At 68.8% G+C, this 19,312-nt stretch carries 20 protein-coding genes; 15 read left to right on the top strand and 5 right to left on the bottom strand.

What is annotated here, in order from left to right; all coding sequences use genetic code 11:
* Window positions 1-76 precede the first annotated feature (76 nt).
* From LCC91_RS11875 to LCC91_RS11865, 3 genes are read left to right on the top strand one after another with little or no spacing between them, the layout of a single operon-like run.
* Complete coding sequence (locus LCC91_RS11875) at window positions 77-1,195, top strand: aminoglycoside phosphotransferase family protein (protein ID WP_043698756.1); 1,119 nt, start codon at window positions 77-79, stop codon at window positions 1,193-1,195.
* Between the two features lie 6 nt (window positions 1,196-1,201).
* Window positions 1,202-1,948: a 16S rRNA (uracil(1498)-N(3))-methyltransferase gene (locus LCC91_RS11870; RefSeq protein WP_052231376.1), complete on the top strand. Its 747-nt coding sequence runs from the start codon at window positions 1,202-1,204 to the stop codon at window positions 1,946-1,948.
* A complete protein-coding gene (locus tag LCC91_RS11865; RefSeq protein ID WP_052231377.1) occupies window positions 1,935-2,858 on the top strand; it encodes an HAD-IIA family hydrolase in 924 nt (307 codons plus the stop codon). Before LCC91_RS11870 ends, LCC91_RS11865 begins: the two co-directional genes overlap by 14 nt.
* Window positions 2,859-3,010: 152 nt before the next feature.
* Here the strand turns inward: LCC91_RS11865 and LCC91_RS11860 are convergent, their stop codons facing one another.
* Entirely contained in the window at window positions 3,011-3,493 is a 483-nt protein-coding gene (locus LCC91_RS11860; protein WP_043698758.1) for an NUDIX hydrolase, read from the bottom strand.
* Window positions 3,494-3,765: 272 nt separating this feature from the next.
* Here LCC91_RS11860 and LCC91_RS11855 point away from each other — a divergent pair, with 272 nt between their 5' ends.
* The 10 genes from LCC91_RS11855 to glpK all read left to right on the top strand — a co-directional run bounded on the left by LCC91_RS11855 (window position 3,766) and on the right by glpK (window position 13,443).
* Window positions 3,766-4,908, top strand: a complete 1,143-nt coding sequence (locus tag LCC91_RS11855) for a Re/Si-specific NAD(P)(+) transhydrogenase subunit alpha (RefSeq protein WP_043698760.1) — start codon at window positions 3,766-3,768, stop codon at window positions 4,906-4,908.
* An 11-nt stretch (window positions 4,909-4,919) separates the two neighbouring features.
* Window positions 4,920-5,276: an aspartate 1-decarboxylase gene (gene panD / locus LCC91_RS11850; RefSeq protein ID WP_043698785.1), complete on the top strand. Its 357-nt coding sequence runs from the start codon at window positions 4,920-4,922 to the stop codon at window positions 5,274-5,276.
* A 28-nt stretch (window positions 5,277-5,304) separates the two neighbouring features.
* Window positions 5,305-5,631, top strand: coding sequence for an NAD(P) transhydrogenase subunit alpha (locus LCC91_RS11845; protein ID WP_043698762.1), 327 nt, complete (start codon window positions 5,305-5,307; stop codon window positions 5,629-5,631).
* A complete protein-coding gene (locus tag LCC91_RS11840; RefSeq protein WP_058616668.1) occupies window positions 5,628-7,064 on the top strand; it encodes an NAD(P)(+) transhydrogenase (Re/Si-specific) subunit beta in 1,437 nt (478 codons plus the stop codon). The genes LCC91_RS11845 and LCC91_RS11840 overlap by 4 nt, the downstream gene beginning before the upstream one ends.
* A gap of 47 nt (window positions 7,065-7,111) precedes the next feature.
* Window positions 7,112-8,182, top strand: a complete 1,071-nt coding sequence (locus LCC91_RS11835; RefSeq protein ID WP_058616667.1) for an endonuclease NucS domain-containing protein — start codon at window positions 7,112-7,114, stop codon at window positions 8,180-8,182.
* Between the two features lie 184 nt (window positions 8,183-8,366).
* Window positions 8,367-8,879 carry an NUDIX hydrolase gene (locus LCC91_RS11830; RefSeq protein ID WP_224440942.1) on the top strand — a complete coding sequence of 171 codons (513 nt, stop codon included), beginning with the start codon at window positions 8,367-8,369 and terminating at the stop codon, window positions 8,877-8,879.
* A gap of 16 nt (window positions 8,880-8,895) precedes the next feature.
* A complete protein-coding gene (locus LCC91_RS11825) occupies window positions 8,896-9,204 on the top strand; it encodes a hypothetical protein (RefSeq protein ID WP_043699441.1) in 309 nt (102 codons plus the stop codon).
* A gap of 168 nt (window positions 9,205-9,372) precedes the next feature.
* Window positions 9,373-11,061, top strand: coding sequence for a long-chain-fatty-acid--CoA ligase (locus tag LCC91_RS11820; RefSeq protein ID WP_043699443.1), 1,689 nt, complete (start codon window positions 9,373-9,375; stop codon window positions 11,059-11,061).
* 21 nt (window positions 11,062-11,082) lie between these two features.
* The gene (locus tag LCC91_RS11815; protein ID WP_043699445.1) at window positions 11,083-11,835 is read left to right on the top strand and encodes a 5'-methylthioadenosine/adenosylhomocysteine nucleosidase; all 753 of its coding nucleotides are present in this window, start codon (window positions 11,083-11,085) and stop codon (window positions 11,833-11,835) included.
* Window positions 11,836-11,949: 114 nt separating this feature from the next.
* Window positions 11,950-13,443 carry a glycerol kinase GlpK gene (gene glpK, locus LCC91_RS11810; protein ID WP_043699447.1) on the top strand — a complete coding sequence of 498 codons (1,494 nt, stop codon included), beginning with the start codon at window positions 11,950-11,952 and terminating at the stop codon, window positions 13,441-13,443.
* A gap of 87 nt (window positions 13,444-13,530) precedes the next feature.
* On the opposite strand, the gene corA is transcribed toward glpK, so the two are convergent.
* From corA to LCC91_RS11795, 3 genes are all read right to left on the bottom strand, one after another.
* On the bottom strand, window positions 13,531-14,517 hold the full coding sequence (corA, locus tag LCC91_RS11805; RefSeq protein WP_043699449.1) for a magnesium/cobalt transporter CorA: 987 nt from the start codon (window positions 14,515-14,517) through the stop codon (window positions 13,531-13,533).
* A 191-nt stretch (window positions 14,518-14,708) separates the two neighbouring features.
* The gene (locus LCC91_RS11800) at window positions 14,709-15,959 is read right to left on the bottom strand and encodes a patatin-like phospholipase family protein (RefSeq protein ID WP_052231433.1); all 1,251 of its coding nucleotides are present in this window, start codon (window positions 15,957-15,959) and stop codon (window positions 14,709-14,711) included.
* Window positions 15,960-16,007: 48 nt separating this feature from the next.
* Window positions 16,008-16,505: a phosphorylase family protein gene (locus tag LCC91_RS11795; RefSeq protein WP_231572166.1), complete on the bottom strand. Its 498-nt coding sequence runs from the start codon at window positions 16,503-16,505 to the stop codon at window positions 16,008-16,010.
* Window positions 16,506-16,840: 335 nt separating this feature from the next.
* Here LCC91_RS11795 and LCC91_RS11790 point away from each other — a divergent pair, with 335 nt between their 5' ends.
* Window positions 16,841-17,785 carry an FAD-dependent oxidoreductase gene (locus LCC91_RS11790; protein WP_224440941.1) on the top strand — a complete coding sequence of 315 codons (945 nt, stop codon included), beginning with the start codon at window positions 16,841-16,843 and terminating at the stop codon, window positions 17,783-17,785.
* A complete protein-coding gene (locus tag LCC91_RS11785; protein WP_082007490.1) occupies window positions 17,782-18,273 on the top strand; it encodes an HD-GYP domain-containing protein in 492 nt (163 codons plus the stop codon). The genes LCC91_RS11790 and LCC91_RS11785 overlap by 4 nt, the downstream gene beginning before the upstream one ends.
* On the opposite strand, the gene LCC91_RS11780 is transcribed toward LCC91_RS11785, so the two are convergent.
* Window positions 18,249-19,223: an IS110 family transposase gene (locus LCC91_RS11780; protein ID WP_224440939.1), complete on the bottom strand. Its 975-nt coding sequence runs from the start codon at window positions 19,221-19,223 to the stop codon at window positions 18,249-18,251. The two genes, LCC91_RS11785 and LCC91_RS11780, sit on opposite strands and share 25 nt — an antisense overlap.
* Window positions 19,224-19,312: the final 89 nt, after the last annotated feature.

Here is a 19,312-nt window from a genome sequence, read left to right as displayed (position 1 = left end):
GGGGGGCGGGCCGGGAGACGCATGGGCGCGATGGGCGGGGCGAAGGCGGTTGTCCGTAGAATCCCGCCGATTATCCATGAGCACTCCCGCCACGACCGACATGACGATCGCCTGGGCCGATCCCGCGCGCGCGGCCGCGTTCGCGCACTGGTTGCACCGTGTCGCGCCCGCGCACGGCCTGCGGCCCGAGACGCTGCGCTTGGCCAGCGCGGACGCGAGCTTTCGCCGCTATTTCCGCATCGACCGTGCGGGTGCGCACGGCGGCGGCACGTGCATCGTCATGGACGCCCCGCCGGCGCACGAGGACTGCCGGCCGTTCGTGCGCGTCGCGGCGCTGATGCGCGCGGCGGGCGTGCGCGTGCCCGAGGTGCTGGCGTGGGACGAGGCGCAGGGCTTTTTGCTGCTGACCGACCTAGGCGAGCGCACATTGCTACAGGCGCTCGACCCCACGCGGCCGGACGCCGCGCTGCCCTACTTCAAGGACGCGATCGCGGCACTCGTCGATTGGCAGCGCGCCAGCCGCCCGGGCGAGCTCCCGCCGTACGACGAGGCGTTGTTGCGGCGCGAGCTCGCGCTCTTTCCGGACTGGTACCTCGGTCGCCACAAGGGGCTGACGCTGACGGAGGCGCAGCGGCAGACGCTGCAGGCGGCGTTCGACCTGATCGTGCGCCGGGTGCTGGCGCAGCCCACCGTGTGGGTGCACCGCGACTACATGCCGCGCAACCTGATGCTGCCGCACGGCGGCTTCGACCCGGCGCGGCCTGATGGGCGGCTCGGCGTGCTCGACTTCCAGGACGCGGTGCACGGGCCGCTGACCTACGACATCGCCAGCCTGATGCGCGACGCGTTCCTGAGCTGGGACGAGGAAGTGGTGCTGGACGTGACGATCCGCTATTGGGAGGCCGCGCGCCGCGCCGGGTTGATGGACGCCGAGGGCTGGGCGCAGGACTTTGGGGCGTTTTACCGCGCGGTCGAGTGGATGGGGCTGCAGCGGCACCTCAAGGTCGCCGGGATCTTCGCGCGCCTGACGCTGCGCGATGGCAAGCCCGCGTATCTGGCCGACGCGCCGCGCTTCATCGGCTACATCCGCCACACCGCCGCGCGCTACCGCGAGCTGGCGCCGCTGCTGCAACTCATCGACGCGGTCGAGGGCATCGAGGCGCCGGTGGCCTACGCCTTCGGGCGCCCCGCCTGACGCGCCGTGGCCGCGCCGCGCATCCACCACCCCGAGGCCCTGCAGCCCGGCCAGACCGTGGCGCTGCCGCCGGCGGCGAGCCGCCACGTGCAGGTGTTGCGCCTGCAGCCGGGCGATGCGCTCACGCTCTTTGGCGACCCGCTGCATGGTGGCGAATGGCGCGCCACGGTGACCGCGATGGGCCGCCAGACCGTGACCGTGCAGGTGGGTGAACACGTCGCCATCGAGCGCGAGCCGGCACGTGCCGTGCACCTGGCCGTGGGCATGCCGGCCAACGAGCGCATGGACTGGCTCGTCGAAAAGGCGACCGAGCTCGGCGTGGCCAGCATCCAACCGCTGGTGACCGCGCGCAGCGTGTTGCGCCTGAGTGGCGAGCGCGCGGACAAAAAGGTGGCGCACTGGCAGGCGGTGGCCGTGGCCGCGTGCGAGCAGTGCGGGGGCAACCGCGTGCCGCCGGTGCACCCGGTGCGCGCGTTCGCCGACTGGCTGGCCCAGGCCGCGGCGGACGTGGCGCTGCCCGGCGCGTTCCTGTCGCTGGCTGCCGGCGCGCGGCCGTTGCACGACTGGCCCCTTGACGCGGCCGCCTGCCGGGTCGTGCTGGGGCCGGAAGGGGGCTTCACCGACGCCGAGGAAGCGGCGCTGCGCGCTGCCGGCTGGCAGCCGGTGTCGCTGGGCGCGCGCGTGCTGCGCACCGAAACCGCCGCTTTGACGGCGTTGGCGGTGTTGACGGTGGGGGCGCATGGCCACGGTTGACGGCGGCGGGCCGCCGACGACGCCGGCGCAGGTGCTCGCGGCCTACGAGCGCGTGCGCGACCAGCTCCCGCGCGCGGTGGGCGAGCGGCCGCTGCGCCCGCTGCCCGACCTCGCGCCGCTGACCGACGCCTACGACCTCTTCCTGTTCGACGCCTTTGGCGTGCTGAATCTGGGCGAGCGCGCGATCCCGGACGCGTCCGCGCGGTTGCAGGCGCTGCGCGCGGCCGGCAAAACCGTGCTGATGGTGAGCAACGCCGCGAGCGTGCCGCTGCCGCGGCTGGTCGCCAAATACCAGCGGCTGGGCATGGGCTTTACCGCGGAGACGTTGGTCAGCAGCCGCGAGGCGCTGCTCGCGCACTGGCACGCGCACGCGGGGGCGCGCATGGGGGTGATGGCACCGGACGACGGGCCGCTGGACGATCTGCCGACGCCGCACCACCGGCTGCTCGACGACCCCGCGGCGTACGACGCGGCCGAGGGGTTCGTGTTGCTGGGCAGCGACCACTGGACGCCCCACCGACAGGCGCTGCTGTGCGACAGCCTGCGCCGGCACCCGCGCCCGGTGTGGGTGGGCAACCCGGACCTCGTCGCGCCGCGCGAGGACGCGTTCAGCCTGGAGCCGGGCTGGTGGGCGGCCGATCTGCAGCGCGCCACGGGCGTGGTGCCGAAGGCGTTTGGCAAGCCGCACGCAGCCATCTTCCAGTTGGCGCTGGCCAAGGCCGGCTACCGCGGTGATCCGCGGCGCGTGCTGATGGTGGGCGACACGCTGCACACCGACGTGCTGGGCGCGCAGGCGATGGGGTTCGACGCCGCCTGGGTCGTCGGGCAGGGGGCCAGCGCGGGGCTGGACGTCATGGCCGCGGTGCGGCGCACAGGCATCTGGCCCGACTATGTGCTGCCGCACATTTGACGGCGTCGATCACAAGCGCGGGCACCGCCGAGGGTCGTCGTACGATGGCTGGCGGGACACGCGGCACGAGCGCACCACGAGCGGACCGCAGTACCCCGCGATACCGCCACGTACCCACACGCGGGGGGCGGGTGCCGCTACCCGGTTTCTTACTATCTTCCGCCCAGGACCGAAGGGTCGGTGTAAATGGCCTCCAGCGGCAGCCGCCGCCCGGCGGCGTGGTCCTCGATGCAGCGCAGCACCAGCGGGCTGCGGTGTCGGTCGCGGCTCGCGCGCACCTCGTCCAGCGTCAGCCACAGCGTGCGCACGATGCCGTCATCGAGCGCGCGGCCCGGCACCGCCTCGCCCAGCGGGCCCGTGAACGCCAGCCGCAAGTAGGTCACGTCCTCGCCGGTCGCCGCGCGCTGGAAGCGCGACAGGTACACCCCCAGCAACGCGGTCGGCGTGAAGTCGTGCGCCGTTTCCTCCAGCACCTCGCGCGCGCAGGCCTCGATCGGGCCCTCGCCCGGGTCCAGGTGGCCGGCCGGGTTGTTCAGCCGCAGCCCCTCCGGCGTGTGCTCCTCCACCAGCAGGTAGCGGCCGTCGCGCTCGATGATCGCCGCCACCGTCACACTCGGTTTCCAACGCGTGTCCATCGCGCCATTATCCGGCGCGGGCGCGCGCGGCGGGGTTCACGGGGCGGCGCGCAAGCATCGTTCATCGCTTATATTTGCGGGCAACTGGGCGCCGTTTGCGGTCCTCCGCGCACCGCCGCTACGGGTTATCCCCGATCCGCAACTGTCGGCCCGGCGATGGTGGCGCGGCGCAAAACCGGTTACGCTGTCGATCAGCAGGGGCACCGCGCCGGTGCCGCCGCGGTCGCGGCGGTCCGGTGGCCCCGCACGACAACGAGAGTGAGGAGAACCCTATGCGCATCGGCGTGCCCGCCGAGACGGCGGCACTGGAGACCCGGGTCGCCGCGACCCCGGAGACGGTCAAGAAACTCGTGGCCCAGGGCCACGCGGTGCTGGTGCAGGGCGGTGCGGGTGTGGCGTCCAGCGCAACCGACGACGCCTACCGCGCCGCCGGGGCCGAGATCGTGGACGCGGCCACGGCGTTCGGCGCCGAGCTCGTGCTCAAGGTCCGTGCCCCCAGCGCGGACGAGCTGGCGCTGATGCGGCCCGGCGCAACGCTGGTCGGGATGCTCAACCCCTTCGACGCCGACGGGCTGCAGCGCATGGCCGCGGTCGGCCTGACCGCGTTCGCGCTGGAGGCGGCGCCGCGCACCACGCGCGCCCAGAGCATGGACGTGCTCTCCAGCCAGGCCAACATCGCCGGCTACAAGGCCGTGATGCTCGCGGCCAACCACTACCAGCGGCTGTTTCCGATGCTGATGACGGCGGCCGGCACCATCAAGGCCGCGCGTGTCGTGGTGCTGGGTGTGGGGGTGGCGGGCCTGCAGGCCATCGCGACCGCCAAGCGGCTGGGCGCGGTGATCGAGGCGTCCGACGTGCGCCCCGCCGTCAAGGAGCAGGTCGAGTCGCTGGGCGCCAAGTTCATCGACGTGCCGTACGAGACCGACGAGGAGCGCGAGTGCGCGCAGGGTGTGGGCGGCTACGCGCGCCCGATGCCGCAGAGCTGGTTGGATCGGCAAAAAGCCGAGGTCGCCAAGCGCGTTGCCCAGGCGGACGTGGTCATCTCCACCGCGCTCATCCCGGGCCGGCCCGCGCCCACCCTCGTGACCGAGGAGATGGTGCAGTCGATGAAGCCCGGCTCGGTCATCGTCGACATCGCCGCTGGCCGCGGCCCGGTGGGCCCGCACGGTCAGCCCGGGGGCAACTGCCCGCTGACCGTTCCGGACCAGGTCGTCACGGTGCACGGCGTCACGATCGTCGGGCACACCAACCTGCCGGCCATGGTGGCTGCCGACGCCTCCGCGCTGTACGCGCGCAACGTGCTCGAATTCTTGCGGCTCATCTTGACCAAGGAAGGGGCGCTGCACATCAACCTCGAGGACGAAATCGTGGCGGCGTGCCGGGTCACGCACAACGGGGAGGTGACGCGCACATGAACTCTGCGCCGATGCAGCGCGTGATGCTGCGCGCCAAACTCCACCGCGCCACCGTGACCGAGGCCGACTTGCACTACGAAGGCAGTTGCGGCATCGACGAAGATTTGCTCGACGCGGCCGACATGCGCGAGTTCGAATACATCGAGCTCTACAACGTCAACAACGGTGAGCGCTTCTCCACCTACATCATCAAAGCCCCGCGCGGCAGCGGCACCGTCTCGCTCAATGGCGCGGCCGCGCGCAAAGCGCAAGTCGGTGACCTGCTCATCATCTGCACCTATGCCCCGATGAGCGAGGAGCATGCCCGGCTCCACCGGCCGCGGGTGGTGTTGCTGGGCCCGGGCAATCGCATCCAAGCCATTCGGTAAGTCAGACCTTTCCAGAGGAGACCTCGGCATGGACATGCTCAGTCCGGTTATCGTCAACCTGATCATCTTCGTGCTCGCCATCTACGTGGGCTACCACGTGGTGTGGAACGTCACGCCCGCGCTGCACACGCCGCTGATGGCGGTGACCAACGCGATTTCGGCCATCGTCATCGTCGGCGCGATGCTGGCGGCGGCGCTGACCGAAACCGGCTTGGCCAAGGCGATGGGCGTGCTGGCCGTGGCGCTGGCCGCGGTCAACGTGTTCGGCGGCTTTCTCGTCACGCGCCGCATGTTGGAGATGTTCAAGAAGAAAGAGCGCAAGGCTGGCGCCGCCGGTGAAGGAGCCGCCCGATGAGCATGAACGTTGTCGTCCTGCTGTACCTGGTGGCCAGCGTCTGCTTCATCCAGGCGCTCAAGGGCCTGAGCCACCCGACCACCTCCATCCGCGGCAACGTCTTCGGCATGGTGGGGATGGCGATCGCCATCGTCACCACCGTGGGCCTGATCACGACGCTGGCCGACCGCATGGCGCTCGACGAGGTCAGCGGCCTGGCCTGGGTGGCGCTCGGGCTCGTGGTCGGCGGCGTCATCGGCGCGGTCATGGCCAAGCGCGTGGAAATGACCAAGATGCCGGAGCTTGTCGCTTTCATGCACAGCATGATCGGCCTGGCGGCGGTGTGCATCGCCATCGCCGTGGTGGCGGAGCCGTGGGCCTTCGACCTCGCGCCGAAAGGGGGTGAGGTGCCCTTTGGCAACCGCATCGAGCTCTTCCTCGGCTCGGCGGTGGGCGCCATCACCTTCAGCGGCTCGGTCATCGCCTTCGGCAAGCTCTCGGGCAAATACAAATTCCGGCTGTTCCAGGGCGCGCCGGTGGTCTTCGCGGGGCAGCACTGGCTCAACCTGGCGCTGGGCCTTGCGGTCATCGTGCTCGGGCTGGTGTTCGCATTCACCGGCAACTGGACGGCGTTTGCGGTGCTGACGGCGCTGAGCTTCGTGCTCGGCGTGCTGATCATCATCCCCATCGGCGGCGCCGACATGCCGGTGGTGGTGTCGATGCTCAACAGCTACTCCGGCTGGGCGGCCGCGGGCATCGGGTTTTCGCTGAACAACCCCATGCTCATCATCGCCGGGTCGCTGGTGGGCAGCTCGGGCGCGATCCTGAGCTACATCATGTGCAAGGCGATGAACCGCTCGTTCATCAACGTCATCCTGGGCGGCTTCGGCGGTGACGCGGCAAGCGGCGCCCAGGGTGCGCAGCAGCAACGCACCGTCAAGAGCGGCAGCGCCGACGACGCGGCCTTCATCCTCTCCAACGCCGAAAGCGTCATCATCGTGCCCGGCTATGGCCTCGCGGTCGCGCGCGCGCAGCACGCGGTCAAGGAACTGGCGCAAAAGCTCACCGAAAAAGGCATTGGCGTCAAATTTGCCATTCACCCGGTGGCGGGCCGCATGCCCGGTCACATGAACGTGCTGCTGGCCGAGGCCGAGATTCCGTATGACCAGGTGTTCGAGATGGAGGACATCAACGCAGAATTCGGCCAGACCGACGTCGCGGTGATCCTGGGTGCCAACGACGTCGTCAACCCCGCCGCGCTGCAAAAGGGCAGCCCCATCTACGGCATGCCGATCCTGGAGGCCTACAAAGCCCGCACCGTCATCGTCAACAAGCGCTCGATGGCCGCCGGTTATGCCGGGCTGGACAACGAACTGTTCTACATGGACAAGACGATGATGGTCTTCGGCGACGCCAAGAAAGTCGTGGAGGACATCGTCAAGGCAATCGAGTAGGCGGGCAGATACATTAAAATGCCAGCGGCAGTCAAGGAGATATTAAAATGCCGCTGGTTCAGGTGCAGACCGCGCAGGATGCCGCCGAAATCAAAAGCGTGCCGCTGGATGCCGCACAAGACGGCTTGTCTGCGCAAAAGGAAGAGCGCTACCGCGATTTGATCGCGTTCAATCTGGATGCGTTTTTCCCCCAACGCGGTTTCAAGCTGTTGGCGACCGAGTTCAACGGGTGGGAGGACAGCAAGCGGCGCATCGATATCCTGGCGTGCGATGAGGCAGGCGGTTTGGTCGTCATCGAGCTCAAGCGTGCACAAGCGGATGCCCACGCGGAATTGCAGGCATTGCGTTACGCGGCCTTGCTCTCGGTGCTGCCCAGTCATGTCATTGAAGAGCAGTCGCTCCAATTCCAAATTAAAAAAGGTGGAAAGCCATCGGGATGGAGCGCTGTGCAGTGGCGCGCCGAGCTCGCCGCACACTTGGGCTATGCGGACAGTGAAACGGCCGAAAGCCCCGTGTTTTTTGACAGCGAGCGCATCACCATCGTTTTGGTGTCCGACGTCGTCAGCAGCGAGTTGTTGACCACGGTCAACTGGCTGTCTCGCTATATCACACCTGCACAGCCCCAGGGTCACGGGGTTACGATCGAATGCCACCAATTAGCCCGGTACAGCATTGCAGGGCAGGAGGTGCTGCACCTCGACAAGATTTTTCCGCTGCCGCTGGAGGAAGATTTTCTGGTGCGGGCCAGACAAAAACAAGTCGAGTCGGACGAGATCAAACCAAAACGCCCCAAAACGCAGACGTTGCTTCTACAGGCGGGGAAACTCCAGCCGGGCGCACGGCTGCTGCTCGATGCGCACGGATATTTACAAGGAGTGCCGGCGGAGGATCGCGTCATTGTCTACGATGGTGCCTCGGGTTATCGCTGGCTCAAGACCGGTGAATATTTCCCGTCGCTGAATCAGCTGTACAAAAAGGTGATGGGGTTAAACAAGGATCAGACTGTGCAAGCACCCCTGTACGTGCGATTCGAGGATGACCCAAAACTGTCATTGGCCGAAATCGCCGATGCTTTGTGGGCGCAACAGAAAGCTGCCTCTACGGGTTCGTCGCACTGATCGACGCGTTTTTGTTTCGTGTTCCCTTATTGCTTTTCAGTCATAGGTCATGCCTCCCATTGCGCACCCCCAGCCGGGGCCCAAAGGCCAAACGGTATGGATACAGCACCCGCACACGGCCCGTTTGCAGGGGTGGGACGACCCCGACGCCACAGTGACCGTGACGCCCGGGGTGGCACTTCCCGTGGCTACCCTCAATGGGGTGCCGCTGCAAAGCTGGCACGCGCCGCGCGAGCCCCACGCGTGGCAGGCCATCGATGGGCAACAGCAGCTCGGCGAACCTGAGCTGGCTATCGCAACGTCCGGCCGCAAGCTCGCTTCCGGCTTGGTGATGCGTGAGCCCGACGGGCGTGTGTGGCTGGTATCTCCCACCAACGCCTTCGGTGGCTATCAGACGACGTTTCCGAAAGGACGCGTCGAACCTGGGCTGTCGCCACAGGCCAACGCCATCCGCGAGGCGTGGGAGGAGTCGGGTCTGAAGGCGCGCATCATCGCCTGGTTGGGTGACGTCGATCGCACCACGACGCGCACGCGCTACTACCTGGCGCAGCGGGAGGCGGGATCGCCTGCCGACATGGGGTGGGAAAGCCAGGCCGTGCACCTGGCCCCGCTGGCGCAGGCACACGCGCTGTTGACGTCGCCCTACGATCAAAAGGTGCTCGAGTTGCTGCATCAGCATCTGCGTGCCCCGTCATGACCGCAAGGATCGACCGATGTGGATCTGTCTCAACGACGCCTTTCTGTCCATCGTCGCCAAGGACTGCCCGCCTGACCACCTGCTGGTGCGGGCGCGCCGCGCGGGCGATATCGAGCGCGTCTTTCCCGGCGTGGCGGTGCGCGAATCCCGCCACACCGACTACCGTTGGCGGGCCGCCGTGCCGCGTCAGCGGGTGGCCGAGGCGATCGCCCAGCGGTTGTTATCGATCGATTACGACAACTTCAAGGACAGCGTGACCGATCGCGCGCTGCATGGCGCGTATGCGCGTGTCTGGAGCGCCATGTATGCGCTGCAGTTGAAGTGACGTGGGCGCTGGGCGGCGTATCTGTCGCCCACCCGCCAGATGGAGCGAACGGTCGTTCGGAAAAACCCTGATTGCGGCACCGGACCGCGGGGCTTTGGGGAATAATGCCGACAGCGCGTCAGCCTCCCGTCAGGCCGGCGCGACCCGACACCGAGGATAGGAGACCCCATGAGCACTGTGACCGCCGCTGACAAACCCTGGCTGAAGCACTATCCCGCGGGCGTTCCCGCCGAGATCGACCCCGGTCAGTACCGGTCGCTGGTCGCGCTGATGGAGGAGAGTTTCCGCAAGTATGCCGAGCGGCCTGCGTACAGCTTTCTAGGCAAGGAGTGGACCTATCGGCAGGTGGACGAGGCCTCGCGCGCGCTGGCGGCGTATTTGCAAAGCCTCGGGCTGCAGCGCGGCGACCGCGTCGCGGTGATGATGCCCAACGTGCCGCAGTACCCGATCGCGGTGGCGGCCATCCTGCGCGCCGGCTACGTGCTGGTCAACGTCAACCCGCTCTACACCGCGCGCGAGCTGGAGCACCAGCTCAAGGACAGTGGCGCGAAGGCGATTTTCATCATCGAGAACTTTGCGCACACACTGCAGCAGTGCATCGCCGCCACGCCGGTGCAGCACGTGGTGCTGTGCGCGATGGGCGATCTGCTCGGCGCCAAAGGGCTGATCGTCAATCTCGTCGTGCGCCACGTCAAGAAGTTGGTGCCGCCGTTCGAGCTGCCGGGCGCGGTGCGCTTCAACACGGCGCTGGCGCGCGGGCGCCAGGCACCGTTCACGCAACCCGACGTCGGCCCCAACGACGTGGCCGTGCTGCAGTACACGGGCGGCACGACGGGTGTGAGCAAGGGCGCCGTGCTGTTGCACTGCAACCTGATCGCCAACGTGCTTCAGTCCGAAGCGTGGGAAGCGCCGGCGCGCAAGACCATTCCCCCCAGCGAGCAGCCCACCGCGATCTGTGCGCTGCCGCTCTACCACATCTTCGCGTTCACGGTGAACATGATGCTGGGCATGCGCACCGGGGGCAAGACGGTGCTGATCCCCAACCCGCGCGACATCCCGGCGGTGCTCAAGGAGCTGCGCAACCACACGTTCCACAGCTTCCCGGCCGTGAACACGCTGTTCAATGCGTTGCTCAACCATCCGGACTTCGACACCGTCAACTGGCGCAACCTGCGCGTGTCGCTGGGCGGCGGCATGGCGGTGCAGGCGGCGGTGGCCAAGCGTTGGCTGGAGCGAACGGGCTGCCCCATTTGCGAGGGCTATGGCCTGTCGGAAACGAGTCCATCGGCCTGCTGCAACCCGGTGACGGCCAAGGAGTTTTCCGGCACCATCGGGATGCCGATCCCGAGCACCGAGCTGCGCTGTATCGACGACGACGGCAACGAGGTCCCGATGGGCACGCCGGGCGAGATCGCGATTCGCGGGCCGCAGGTGATGGCCGGCTACTGGCAGCGTCCTGACGAGACCGCCAAGGTGCTGTCGGCCGACGGGTGGTTCCGCACCGGCGACATCGGGGTGATGGACGAGCGCGGCTACTTCAAGATCGTGGACCGCAAGAAGGACATGATCCTGGTGTCGGGCTTCAATGTCTATCCCAACGAGATCGAAGACGTCGTGGCGCAGTGCGAAGGCGTGCTCGAGTGCGCGGCGGTGGGCATCCCCGACGAGCATTCGGGCGAGGCGGTCAAGCTCGTCGTCGTCAAGAAAGACCCAGCGCTGACCGAGGCGCACATCCGCGAGTTCTGCGAGGCGCGCCTGACCGGCTACAAGCGGCCGAAGGTGATCGAGTTCCGCACCGAGCTGCCCAAGACGCCCGTGGGCAAGATTTTGCGGCGAGAATTGCGGGACAAGAAGTAACCTTGTCCCGGAGTCTCTGCCATGGCTCGTGTCGCTGTCATCAGTGCCCTTCATGATGAGTTGTCGGAAATCCTGCAGCTCATGCCGGATGAGCGCAAAGTGGCCGTCGCGGGGCGCGACTTCTGGCAGGGTCACTTGCAGGGACACGACGTGGTGGCCGTGCTCAGCGGCATTGGCAAGGTGGCAGCCGCCACCACGGCCACCGTGCTGCACGAGCGCTTCGCGCCGCAGCACATCCTGTTCACCGGCGTCGCCGGCGGCCTGGCCCTCGGGGCCGAGGTCGGCGACGTCGTGGTGGGCGCGCGCTACCTGCAGCACGACCTGAGCGCCGCGCCGCTGTTTCCGCGCTGGGAGGTGCCCGGCACCGGCAAGATGCACTTCGACGCCGACCTCGTGCTGGCGCAGGTGCTGGAGGAAGCGGCGCGCGACGCCGTCACCTGGCTGCCCAAGCTGGTGAGCGAGGAGACGCTGCGCACCTTCGGCCTGCACCGCCCCACGGTGCACCGCGGGCTCATCATCAGCGGTGACCGCTTCATCACCAGCGCGGCGGAGTCGCAGACGCTGCGCGAAGAGCACCCGGAGGCACTGGCCGTGGACATGGAAAGTGCCGCCGTGGCGCAGGTGTGCTGGGACTACGGCACGCCGTTTGCCGCGGTGCGCACCATATCCGACCGCGCCGACGACGAGGCGCACGTGGACTTCCAGGCCTTTATGCGCGACGTGGCGCGTCACTACAGCGCGCGCATCGTGCGCAAGGCGCTGAGTCTGCTGTAGCCCATCCGCGCCAGCCGGCGCGGACGCTGCGTCGAGTCCGCTCGCCGCACCGCTGGTGACACGGGCGGCGCGCGAGCGATTCAACACGACCACAACACCGACTCGGGAGACCCCATGCCCTATTTGCTCTCGCTCGACCAGGGCACGTCCAGCTCGCGCAGCATCGTCTTCGACGAGGACGGGCGCGTCGTCGCGCTGGCACAGCGCGAGTTCACGCAGCGCTATCCGCAGTCGGGTTGGGTGGAGCACGACGCGCGCGAGATATGGGAGACGCAGTTGGCGACGGCGCGCGAGGCGCTGCACGCCGCGGGGTTGTCGGCGCGCGACATCGCCGCCATCGGCATCACCAACCAGCGCGAGACCACCGTGTTGTGGGACCGGCGCAGTGGCGAGCCGCTCGCGCCCGCGATCGTCTGGCAGGACCGGCGCACCGAGCCGCTGTGCACGGCGCTGCGCGCGCAAGGGCTGGAGGAGACGGTGCGCGCGCGCACCGGGCTGCGGCTGGACCCGTATTTTTCCGCGACCAAGCTGCGCTGGCTGCTCGATCATGTCCCCAACGCGCGGGCGCGCGCCGAACGCGGCGAGCTGGCGTTTGGCACCATCGACACGTGGCTACTGTGGCAGCTGACGGGCGGGGCGGTGCACGCGACCGACGTCAGCAATGCGTCGCGCACGCTGCTCTTCGACATCCACCGCCAGGCCTGGGACGAGGCGCTGCTCGCGGCGCTGGACATTCCGCCCGCGGTGTTGCCACGCGTGCTGCCGTCGTGCGCGCCGTTTGGCGTGACGGCGGCCGCGCTGCTCGGCGCGCCGATCCCGATCGGCGGTGTCGCGGGGGACCAGCAAAGCGCGCTGTTCGGGCAGGCGTGCTTCGAGCCGGGCATGGCCAAGAACACCTACGGCACGGGCTGCTTTCTGCTCATGCACACGGGCGCGCAGCCGCAGGCGAGCGCCAACGGCCTCATCACCACCGCTGCCGCGCAGCCGGACGGGCGGCCGCAATATGCGCTGGAGGGCAGCGTCTTTGTCGGCGGCGCTGTCGTGCAGTGGTTGCGTGACGGCTTGCGCGCGATCTCGCGCAGTGCGGAGGTGGAGGCGCTGGCCGCCAGCGTCCCGGATGCGGGCGGCGTGGTCGTGGTGCCGGCCTTCACCGGGCTGGGTGCGCCGTACTGGGCGCCGCACGCGCGCGGCACCATCGTGGGCCTGGCGCGCGGCACGACGGTGGCGCACATCGCGCGCGCGGCGCTGGAGAGCATCGCGTTCCAGAGCGCGGCGCTGCTGCAGGCGATGAACCGCGACGCGCAGGCGGGCGGCGGGGTGCCGGTGGCCGAGCTGCGCGTGGACGGCGGCGCCAGCGTCAACGACCTGCTGATGCAAATGCAGGCCGACCTGCTGGGCATCCCCGTCGTGCGCCCGGTGGTGACGGAGACCACGGCGCTGGGGGCAGCGTACCTGGCGGGGTTGCAGGTCGGCGTGTACCGCGGGCTCGACGAGCTGCGCCAGCGCTGGCGCGCGGCGCGCACGTTTTACCCGACGCTGCCGCGCGACCAGGCCGAGGCACGCCTGGCGCAGTGGGAGCACGCGGTGCGCCAGACGCTCGCGCCGTGACGGGCCCGCTTGGGGCTGCCCGGGTGCGCGCCGACCCGCCCGCGCCCCGTTGCCCGCCGACGCGACACGCTCCTTTCCGGCAGGCCGTTATTTGAGCCAGCCGCGCTTGCGGAAGTACAGCATCGGCCCCACGGCGCTGGCCACCATCAGCAGCAGCGCGGCGGGGTAGCCCCATTTCTGCGACAGCTCCGGCATGTATTCGAAGTTCATGCCGTAGATGCTCGCGATCAGCGTCGGCGGCAGCAGCGCCACCGACGCCACCGAGAAGATCTTGATGATCTTGTTCTGGTTGATGTTGATGAAGCCGATCGTGGCGTCCATCAGGAAGTTGATCTTCTCGAACAGAAACGCCGTGTGGCTGTCGAGCGAGTCGAGATCGCGCAGGATCTGGCGCGCGTCCTCGAACTGCTCGGCACTGAGCATGCGCGAGCGCATCAGGAAGCTCACCGCGCGGCGCGTGTCCATCATGTTGCGCCGGATGCGGCCCGACATGTCCTCGTGTCGCGCGATCGCCGCCAGCACCTCGCCCGCGATGTCGTCGGTCACGTGGCCCGACAGCACCTTGGCGCTGATGCGCTCGAGGTCCTCGTAAATCTCTTCGATGGTGTCGGCACAGTATTCGGCGTCGGCGTCGTAGAGGCTGAGCAGCACGTCCTTGGCATCGTCGATCAGCCCCGGCATGCGGCGCGCGCGCAGGCGCAGCAGGCGAAAGACCGGCACGTCCTCGTCGTGGATCGAGAACAGCACCCCGTGGCTGCGCAGCTCGGCGTTGCGGTCGTTGAGGATGAAGGCCACGCGCACGTGCCGCGGGTCGTCCTCGTCGGCGATCAGGAAGTCCGAGCGCACGTGCAGCTCGCCATTGTCCTCCTCGAAGAAGCGCGCCGACTCCTCGATGTCGTCGTCCATCGCGTCTTCCGGGATCGACAGGCCGAAGTGCTGGCGCACCCAGCGCCGCTCCTCGGGCGTGGGGTCCTCCATGTCGACCCAGATGGGCTTGAAGCGGGCGAGGTCTTCCAGGGAGTCGATTTCTTCCTGGAACAGGCGGCCGTTGACGAGCGTGAAGACGTTGAGCATGGGGCGCTTCCGGCTGACGGGGGTGGGGCGACGGTGATCGGGGGTGCTTTCGACCGCCGGCCGCCGGACCCGACGCCGGTACCCCAATGGCGGGGAAGGGGCAGCGCCTCAGACGCGGCGATCCGGCACCGAAAGCACGCGACTAGGGCTGCTGTCCACGGTGGGATCTCCAAGAATGGAAACGTCGTTGATTATCGCACCGAGTGGGCATCCGCGCGCGTCCCGGCATCGGCGCCGTCGTCGTCGAAGAATGCGCGCAGCTCCGCCGCGCGCTGCATCGCGTCCGCTTCGCCGAGCCGGATCAGCGCGTGCACGAAGCCCGGCTCGAACAGCAGGTAGCTGGCCAGGGCCGCGGCGCTGCTCGTGCCGCGCCGGCGCGTTTCCAACGCACCCAGTCCCGCCAGCGTATCGCGCGTCGCAGCCGGCAGTTCGGACACGTGTTTGAGGGCCAGCTCGTCCAGCGACGCGCTGGGCTGCAGCGCCAGCACCTGCACGGGGCGGTACGGCAGCAGCGCGGCCACGGCCGGCGGCAGCTGCGCCAGCGTGCGGCTGACGCGTTGCGCCTGCTCCACGTCGGCCTGCAAGGTGTCGTGGAAGACGCTGGCGAGCGCGTGCCCGGCAATGGTGCCGGCGCTGGGTTCCTCCGGCCCGCCACTGCGCGCGGTCAGCCCGGCGCGTTGCGGCTGGCCCACGCCGATCACGAGGATCTGCCGCGCGCCCAGGTGGATCGCGCCCGACAGCGGCGAGAGCTGGCGCATCGAGCCGTCGCCAAAATATTCCTTGTGCCCGTCCACCCACAGCGGCACCGCCGGAAAGAGAAACGGGATCGCCGCCGACGCCATCAGGTGTTCGATGCTGAGGGGTTGCACCTCGGCGCGGCGGCCCGGGCGTCGCCACGGCGCGAGTCGCGCGTCGTGCGTCTGGAAAAACGTCCAGTGCTCGCCGCTCGTATAGCTGGACGCCGTCACGCCCACCGCGTCGAGCACGCCGGCCTGCAACGCGGCATCGATGCGCCCCAAGTCCAAATGGCGGTGCAGCGTGTCCACGAGCGGCATCGCGTCGAGCAGGGCGCGGTGACGCCGCACCTGCCACATCAGCGTCAGCCCCGCGGTCAGCAGGTTGGGCGGCCCGAGCCGCCACGCCGCGAGGCGATACACCTGGTCCGAGCGCAGGTGCGACCAAAACGCCGCCAGCCGGTCGAAGGCCGCCGTGCCGTCGCGCGCGTGGCTGGCCAGGTACGCCGCGTTGAGTGCACCGGCCGAGGTGCCCAGCACGATCTGGAACGGAAACGCGCGCTCGCCCAGCAGACGGGCCAGCGCGCGCAGCACGCCCACCTGGTACGCCGTGCGTGCGCCGCCGCCCATCAGCACCAGCGCGCGACGTCGTGGTTCATTGCCCAGTGGGGGTTCGAAGCTCGATGCGATCAGCGTTTCCAGCGCCATGCGAGTGCCTGCGGAATGGGGGCCATCGATCCCCGCGATCGGGGGTCATCAGCGCAACAACACGGATATGCGCTCGCGCACGGCCGGTGCCATCGCATCGAGCGGTGTAACCAACGCCTGGCGCAACGCGTCATGTGCCGCCGATAGGGGCTGCAAGCGGTCCACCAGCGCGATGGCGTGCGCGGCGATGCGTTGCGCGCGGGTGGCGTTTTTCATCAGGTTGCCGATGGCCATCTCCGCGTTGACGTGTGCTTCGCGCGGGTGCCAGCAGTCATAGTCGGTGACCATGGCCAGCGTGGCGTAGGCGATTTGTGCCTCGCGCGCCAGCTTGGCTTCGGGCATGTTGGTCATGCCGATGACGCTGGCCCCCAGGCTGCGGTACCCATGCGATTCCGCCAGACTGGAAAACTGCGGCCCTTCGATGCAGACATAGACCCCTCCGCGGTGCAGTCGTGCGGTGCCCTCGGCCGGCACGGCGGCCACGGCTTGGGCCAGCACGTCCGCCAGTACCGGGCAGACGGGCTGCGCCATCGAAACGTGCGCCACGGCCGTGGCGGGCCAGAAACGCCACGGGCACGCCGTGCACCGTGCCGGTGACGATGGCATCCGACGGTGCGCCGTAAGGGGTGTCGAGGTGGTGTTCCTGGGGTTTTCAGCCCCTCCATCTGGTAGAGGCCGCTGCCACCGATGATGCCGATGCGGGGTGCTTGCATGGAATGGGCTCCAAACGTTGGCTGGGACGTGCGCCTGAGTCGCCCAACGCGGGGTCGTTCTTACGGACATTGTGCCGCAGCCCCTGTAAGAAATACCCTATCCGACGCGACGGAGTGGGACGAGCAGAAGACGGTGGTGTGGTTTTTTCGTCGATCGAGGGGCTGAACATGCAATCGGGGCACGACAGGGGTACAGTGGTCGCCCATGTCGTGGCACTGGACGCGAATCAACGCCGCGTGCACCTCTCGGACGGGCAGACATTGGCGTACGAGCGTCTTTCGCTCGACGTGGGCAGCGAAACGGACGTTCGCTGGCTGCAGGCCACCGGGCCGCGCTTGCTGCCGATCAAGCCGCTGGATCGCTTCATCGCCGCCTGGCCGCGCTTGCTGGCACAGGCCGGTGCGCAACCGGGGTTCCGGCTGTGCGTCGTCGGGGGCGGTGCAGCGGGGTTCGAGCTGGCGCTGGCGGCCCGGCACGCCCTGCGCCGCCACGCGCCCGAGGCCGAGGTCATGCTGGTGGCCGGACCCGCGGGCGTATTGCCGGGCCACGCCGCCGGGGTGCGGCGGCGGGCCGTGCGGCAACTGCAGCGCGCGGATATCGCGATACTGACACAACGCGCCGTGGGCGACGAACGCGGGGTGATGCTGGAAGACGGCCAGGTGGTGCACGCCGACGTGGTGCTTGCGGCCACCGGGGCGCGACCCCCCGCGTGGTTGGCGGATGCGGGGCTGCGCTGCGACGAAGCCGGCTTCGTCGCGGTGGACGCCCATCACCGCAGCGTGTCGCATCCCGACGTCTATGCGGCCGGTGACGTGTGTTGCCGGGTGGACGTGCCGATGGCGCGCTCGGGCGTACATGCGGTGCACGCCGGCCCCGTTCTGGCGCACAATCTGCTGGCCCCGCCGCGCAGCGCAGCCCTGGCGGTCTACCGGCCGCGCCGGTATTCGCTGTACCTACTGGCCTGTGGGCGTCGCTACGCCATCGCCTCGTGGGGGCCGTTCAGCGCGGAAGGTGCCTGGGTCTGGCGCTGGAAGGATGCGATCGATCGTCGTTTCATCGCCCGCTTTTCGGGCGGCACCTTGGAGACCGACACAGAGGAGGCGGCCCGATGAGCTGGGTGACGAAGTGGTGGGGCGGGGAAAGCCGGGCAGATCCCGCCGGCCGCGAAGGCGCATCGCGCCGCACGGCGGCCGAATCGCTGCTGGCCAGTCTGCTGACGATGGCCTGGGTGGTGGAGGCGCGCGACCCCTACACCGGTGGCCACTTGTGGCGGGTGTCGCGCTACGCGTGGCTCGTCGCCCAAGCGATGGGGCTGCCGCCCGCCGACGTGGCGCGCATCAGCCTCGGCGGCTTTTTGCACGACCTGGGCAAGGTGGCCGTGCCCGACGCGATCCTGCGCAAGGCCGGCACCCTGAGCGCCGACGAATACGCGGTAATCCAGACGCACCCGACGATGGGGGTGCGCATGTTGGCCGGACACCCGCTCGCCACCGTGGTGCGCAACGCCGTGGGGCTGCACCACGAGCGCCCGGACGGGCGGGGCTATCCGCGCGGTCTGAGTAACCGTCTTTTCTGTCAAGCGCCGAGAGGCGAGTTGTGAAGCGAGCTGTCCCAAGGTTTGTTGGATCTGACCATGGCATTGAGCATGGTCAGCAGCTTGCGCATGCACGCCACCAGTGCCACCTTGGGCAACTTCCCCGCAGCGATGAGGCGCTCGTAGAAAGCCTTGATGACGGGGTTGGCGCGGCAAGCGGTGAGTGTGGCCATGTAGAGCACGCGGCGCACGTCGAAGCGCCCGCCCTGGATGCGTCGTCGCCCCTTGCTCGCGCCCGAGTCGTTGGCCATGGGGGCGATGCCCACGAGCGCGGCGATTTCGCGCCGATTGAGCCGCCCGAGCTCGGGCAGCTCGGCAATGAGCGTGGCGCTGGCCACCGGGCCGATGCCGCGGGCCGACTGCAGCAGCGCATCGAGCTCGCCAAAGTGCTCGCGCACGTGGCCCACCATCTGGCCATCGATCTCGTCGAGCTGGGCCTTGATGACCGCGATGACCGCCTCGATGCTCGGGTGCAGCCCGCGGGGCGTGATCTGCAGGCGCTGGCGTTCGGCCAGCAGCATGGCCAGCAGCTGCCGACGGCGTGTGACCAGCGCGGCGAGCCACTGCTGCTGCGCATCGGGCAGCGGGCGCAGCAAGCGCGTGAGGTCCTCGCGGCGCAGCAGCACCGCCGCGTACTCGGCCAGCACGCGCGCATCGATGGCGTCGGTCTTGGCCAGGCGGCCCATCGATTTGGCGAAGTCACGCGCCTGGCGCGGGTTGACCACCGCCACCGGCAAGCCGGCCGCCTGCAGCGCGCAGGCCAGCTCCGTTTCATACCCGCCAGTGGCCTCCATCACCACCAGCGCCACCCCCAGCGGCTTCAGGGCCGCCGTCAAGGCCGAGTGGCCCTCGGCCTGGTTGTCAAACCGCTGGGCCTTGAACTGGGCGCCCAGCACACAGACATCGACATGCGCTTTGGCCACGTCGATGCCCACCACCACAGAGGAAGCAGACATGGTCTTCGGATCCCTTGCTTGTGCATGCGCGCTCGGACAGGCCAGCGCGCGTAACCGTTCGGGCTTGAGGAAGACCAGCACGGCGGCCG

The organism is Tepidimonas taiwanensis (assembly GCF_020162115.1).
Taxonomy (GTDB): Bacteria; Pseudomonadota; Gammaproteobacteria; order Burkholderiales; family Burkholderiaceae_C; genus Tepidimonas; species Tepidimonas taiwanensis.
This window is presented reverse-complemented; position numbering and strand designations above follow the sequence as displayed.

Coding starts and splice junctions, on each gene's coding strand:
- LCC91_RS11845 (WP_043698762.1), top strand. CDS start 5,305: ATGGACATGCTCAGTCCGGTTATCGTCAACCTGATCATCTTCGTGCTC.
- LCC91_RS11865 (WP_052231377.1), top strand. CDS start 1,935: ATGGCCACGGTTGACGGCGGCGGGCCGCCGACGACGCCGGCGCAGGTG.
- LCC91_RS11780 (WP_224440939.1), bottom strand. CDS start 19,223: ATGTCTGCTTCCTCTGTGGTGGTGGGCATCGACGTGGCCAAAGCGCAT.
- LCC91_RS11840 (WP_058616668.1), top strand. CDS start 5,628: ATGAGCATGAACGTTGTCGTCCTGCTGTACCTGGTGGCCAGCGTCTGC.
- glpK (WP_043699447.1), top strand. CDS start 11,950: ATGCCCTATTTGCTCTCGCTCGACCAGGGCACGTCCAGCTCGCGCAGC.
- LCC91_RS11860 (WP_043698758.1), bottom strand. CDS start 3,493: ATGGACACGCGTTGGAAACCGAGTGTGACGGTGGCGGCGATCATCGAG.
- LCC91_RS11815 (WP_043699445.1), top strand. CDS start 11,083: ATGGCTCGTGTCGCTGTCATCAGTGCCCTTCATGATGAGTTGTCGGAA.
- LCC91_RS11790 (WP_224440941.1), top strand. CDS start 16,841: ATGCAATCGGGGCACGACAGGGGTACAGTGGTCGCCCATGTCGTGGCA.
- LCC91_RS11800 (WP_052231433.1), bottom strand. CDS start 15,959: ATGGCGCTGGAAACGCTGATCGCATCGAGCTTCGAACCCCCACTGGGC.
- corA (WP_043699449.1), bottom strand. CDS start 14,517: ATGCTCAACGTCTTCACGCTCGTCAACGGCCGCCTGTTCCAGGAAGAA.
- panD (WP_043698785.1), top strand. CDS start 4,920: ATGCAGCGCGTGATGCTGCGCGCCAAACTCCACCGCGCCACCGTGACC.
- LCC91_RS11835 (WP_058616667.1), top strand. CDS start 7,112: ATGCCGCTGGTTCAGGTGCAGACCGCGCAGGATGCCGCCGAAATCAAA.
- LCC91_RS11855 (WP_043698760.1), top strand. CDS start 3,766: ATGCGCATCGGCGTGCCCGCCGAGACGGCGGCACTGGAGACCCGGGTC.
- LCC91_RS11820 (WP_043699443.1), top strand. CDS start 9,373: ATGAGCACTGTGACCGCCGCTGACAAACCCTGGCTGAAGCACTATCCC.
- LCC91_RS11875 (WP_043698756.1), top strand. CDS start 77: ATGAGCACTCCCGCCACGACCGACATGACGATCGCCTGGGCCGATCCC.
- LCC91_RS11785 (WP_082007490.1), top strand. CDS start 17,782: ATGAGCTGGGTGACGAAGTGGTGGGGCGGGGAAAGCCGGGCAGATCCC.
- LCC91_RS11825 (WP_043699441.1), top strand. CDS start 8,896: ATGTGGATCTGTCTCAACGACGCCTTTCTGTCCATCGTCGCCAAGGAC.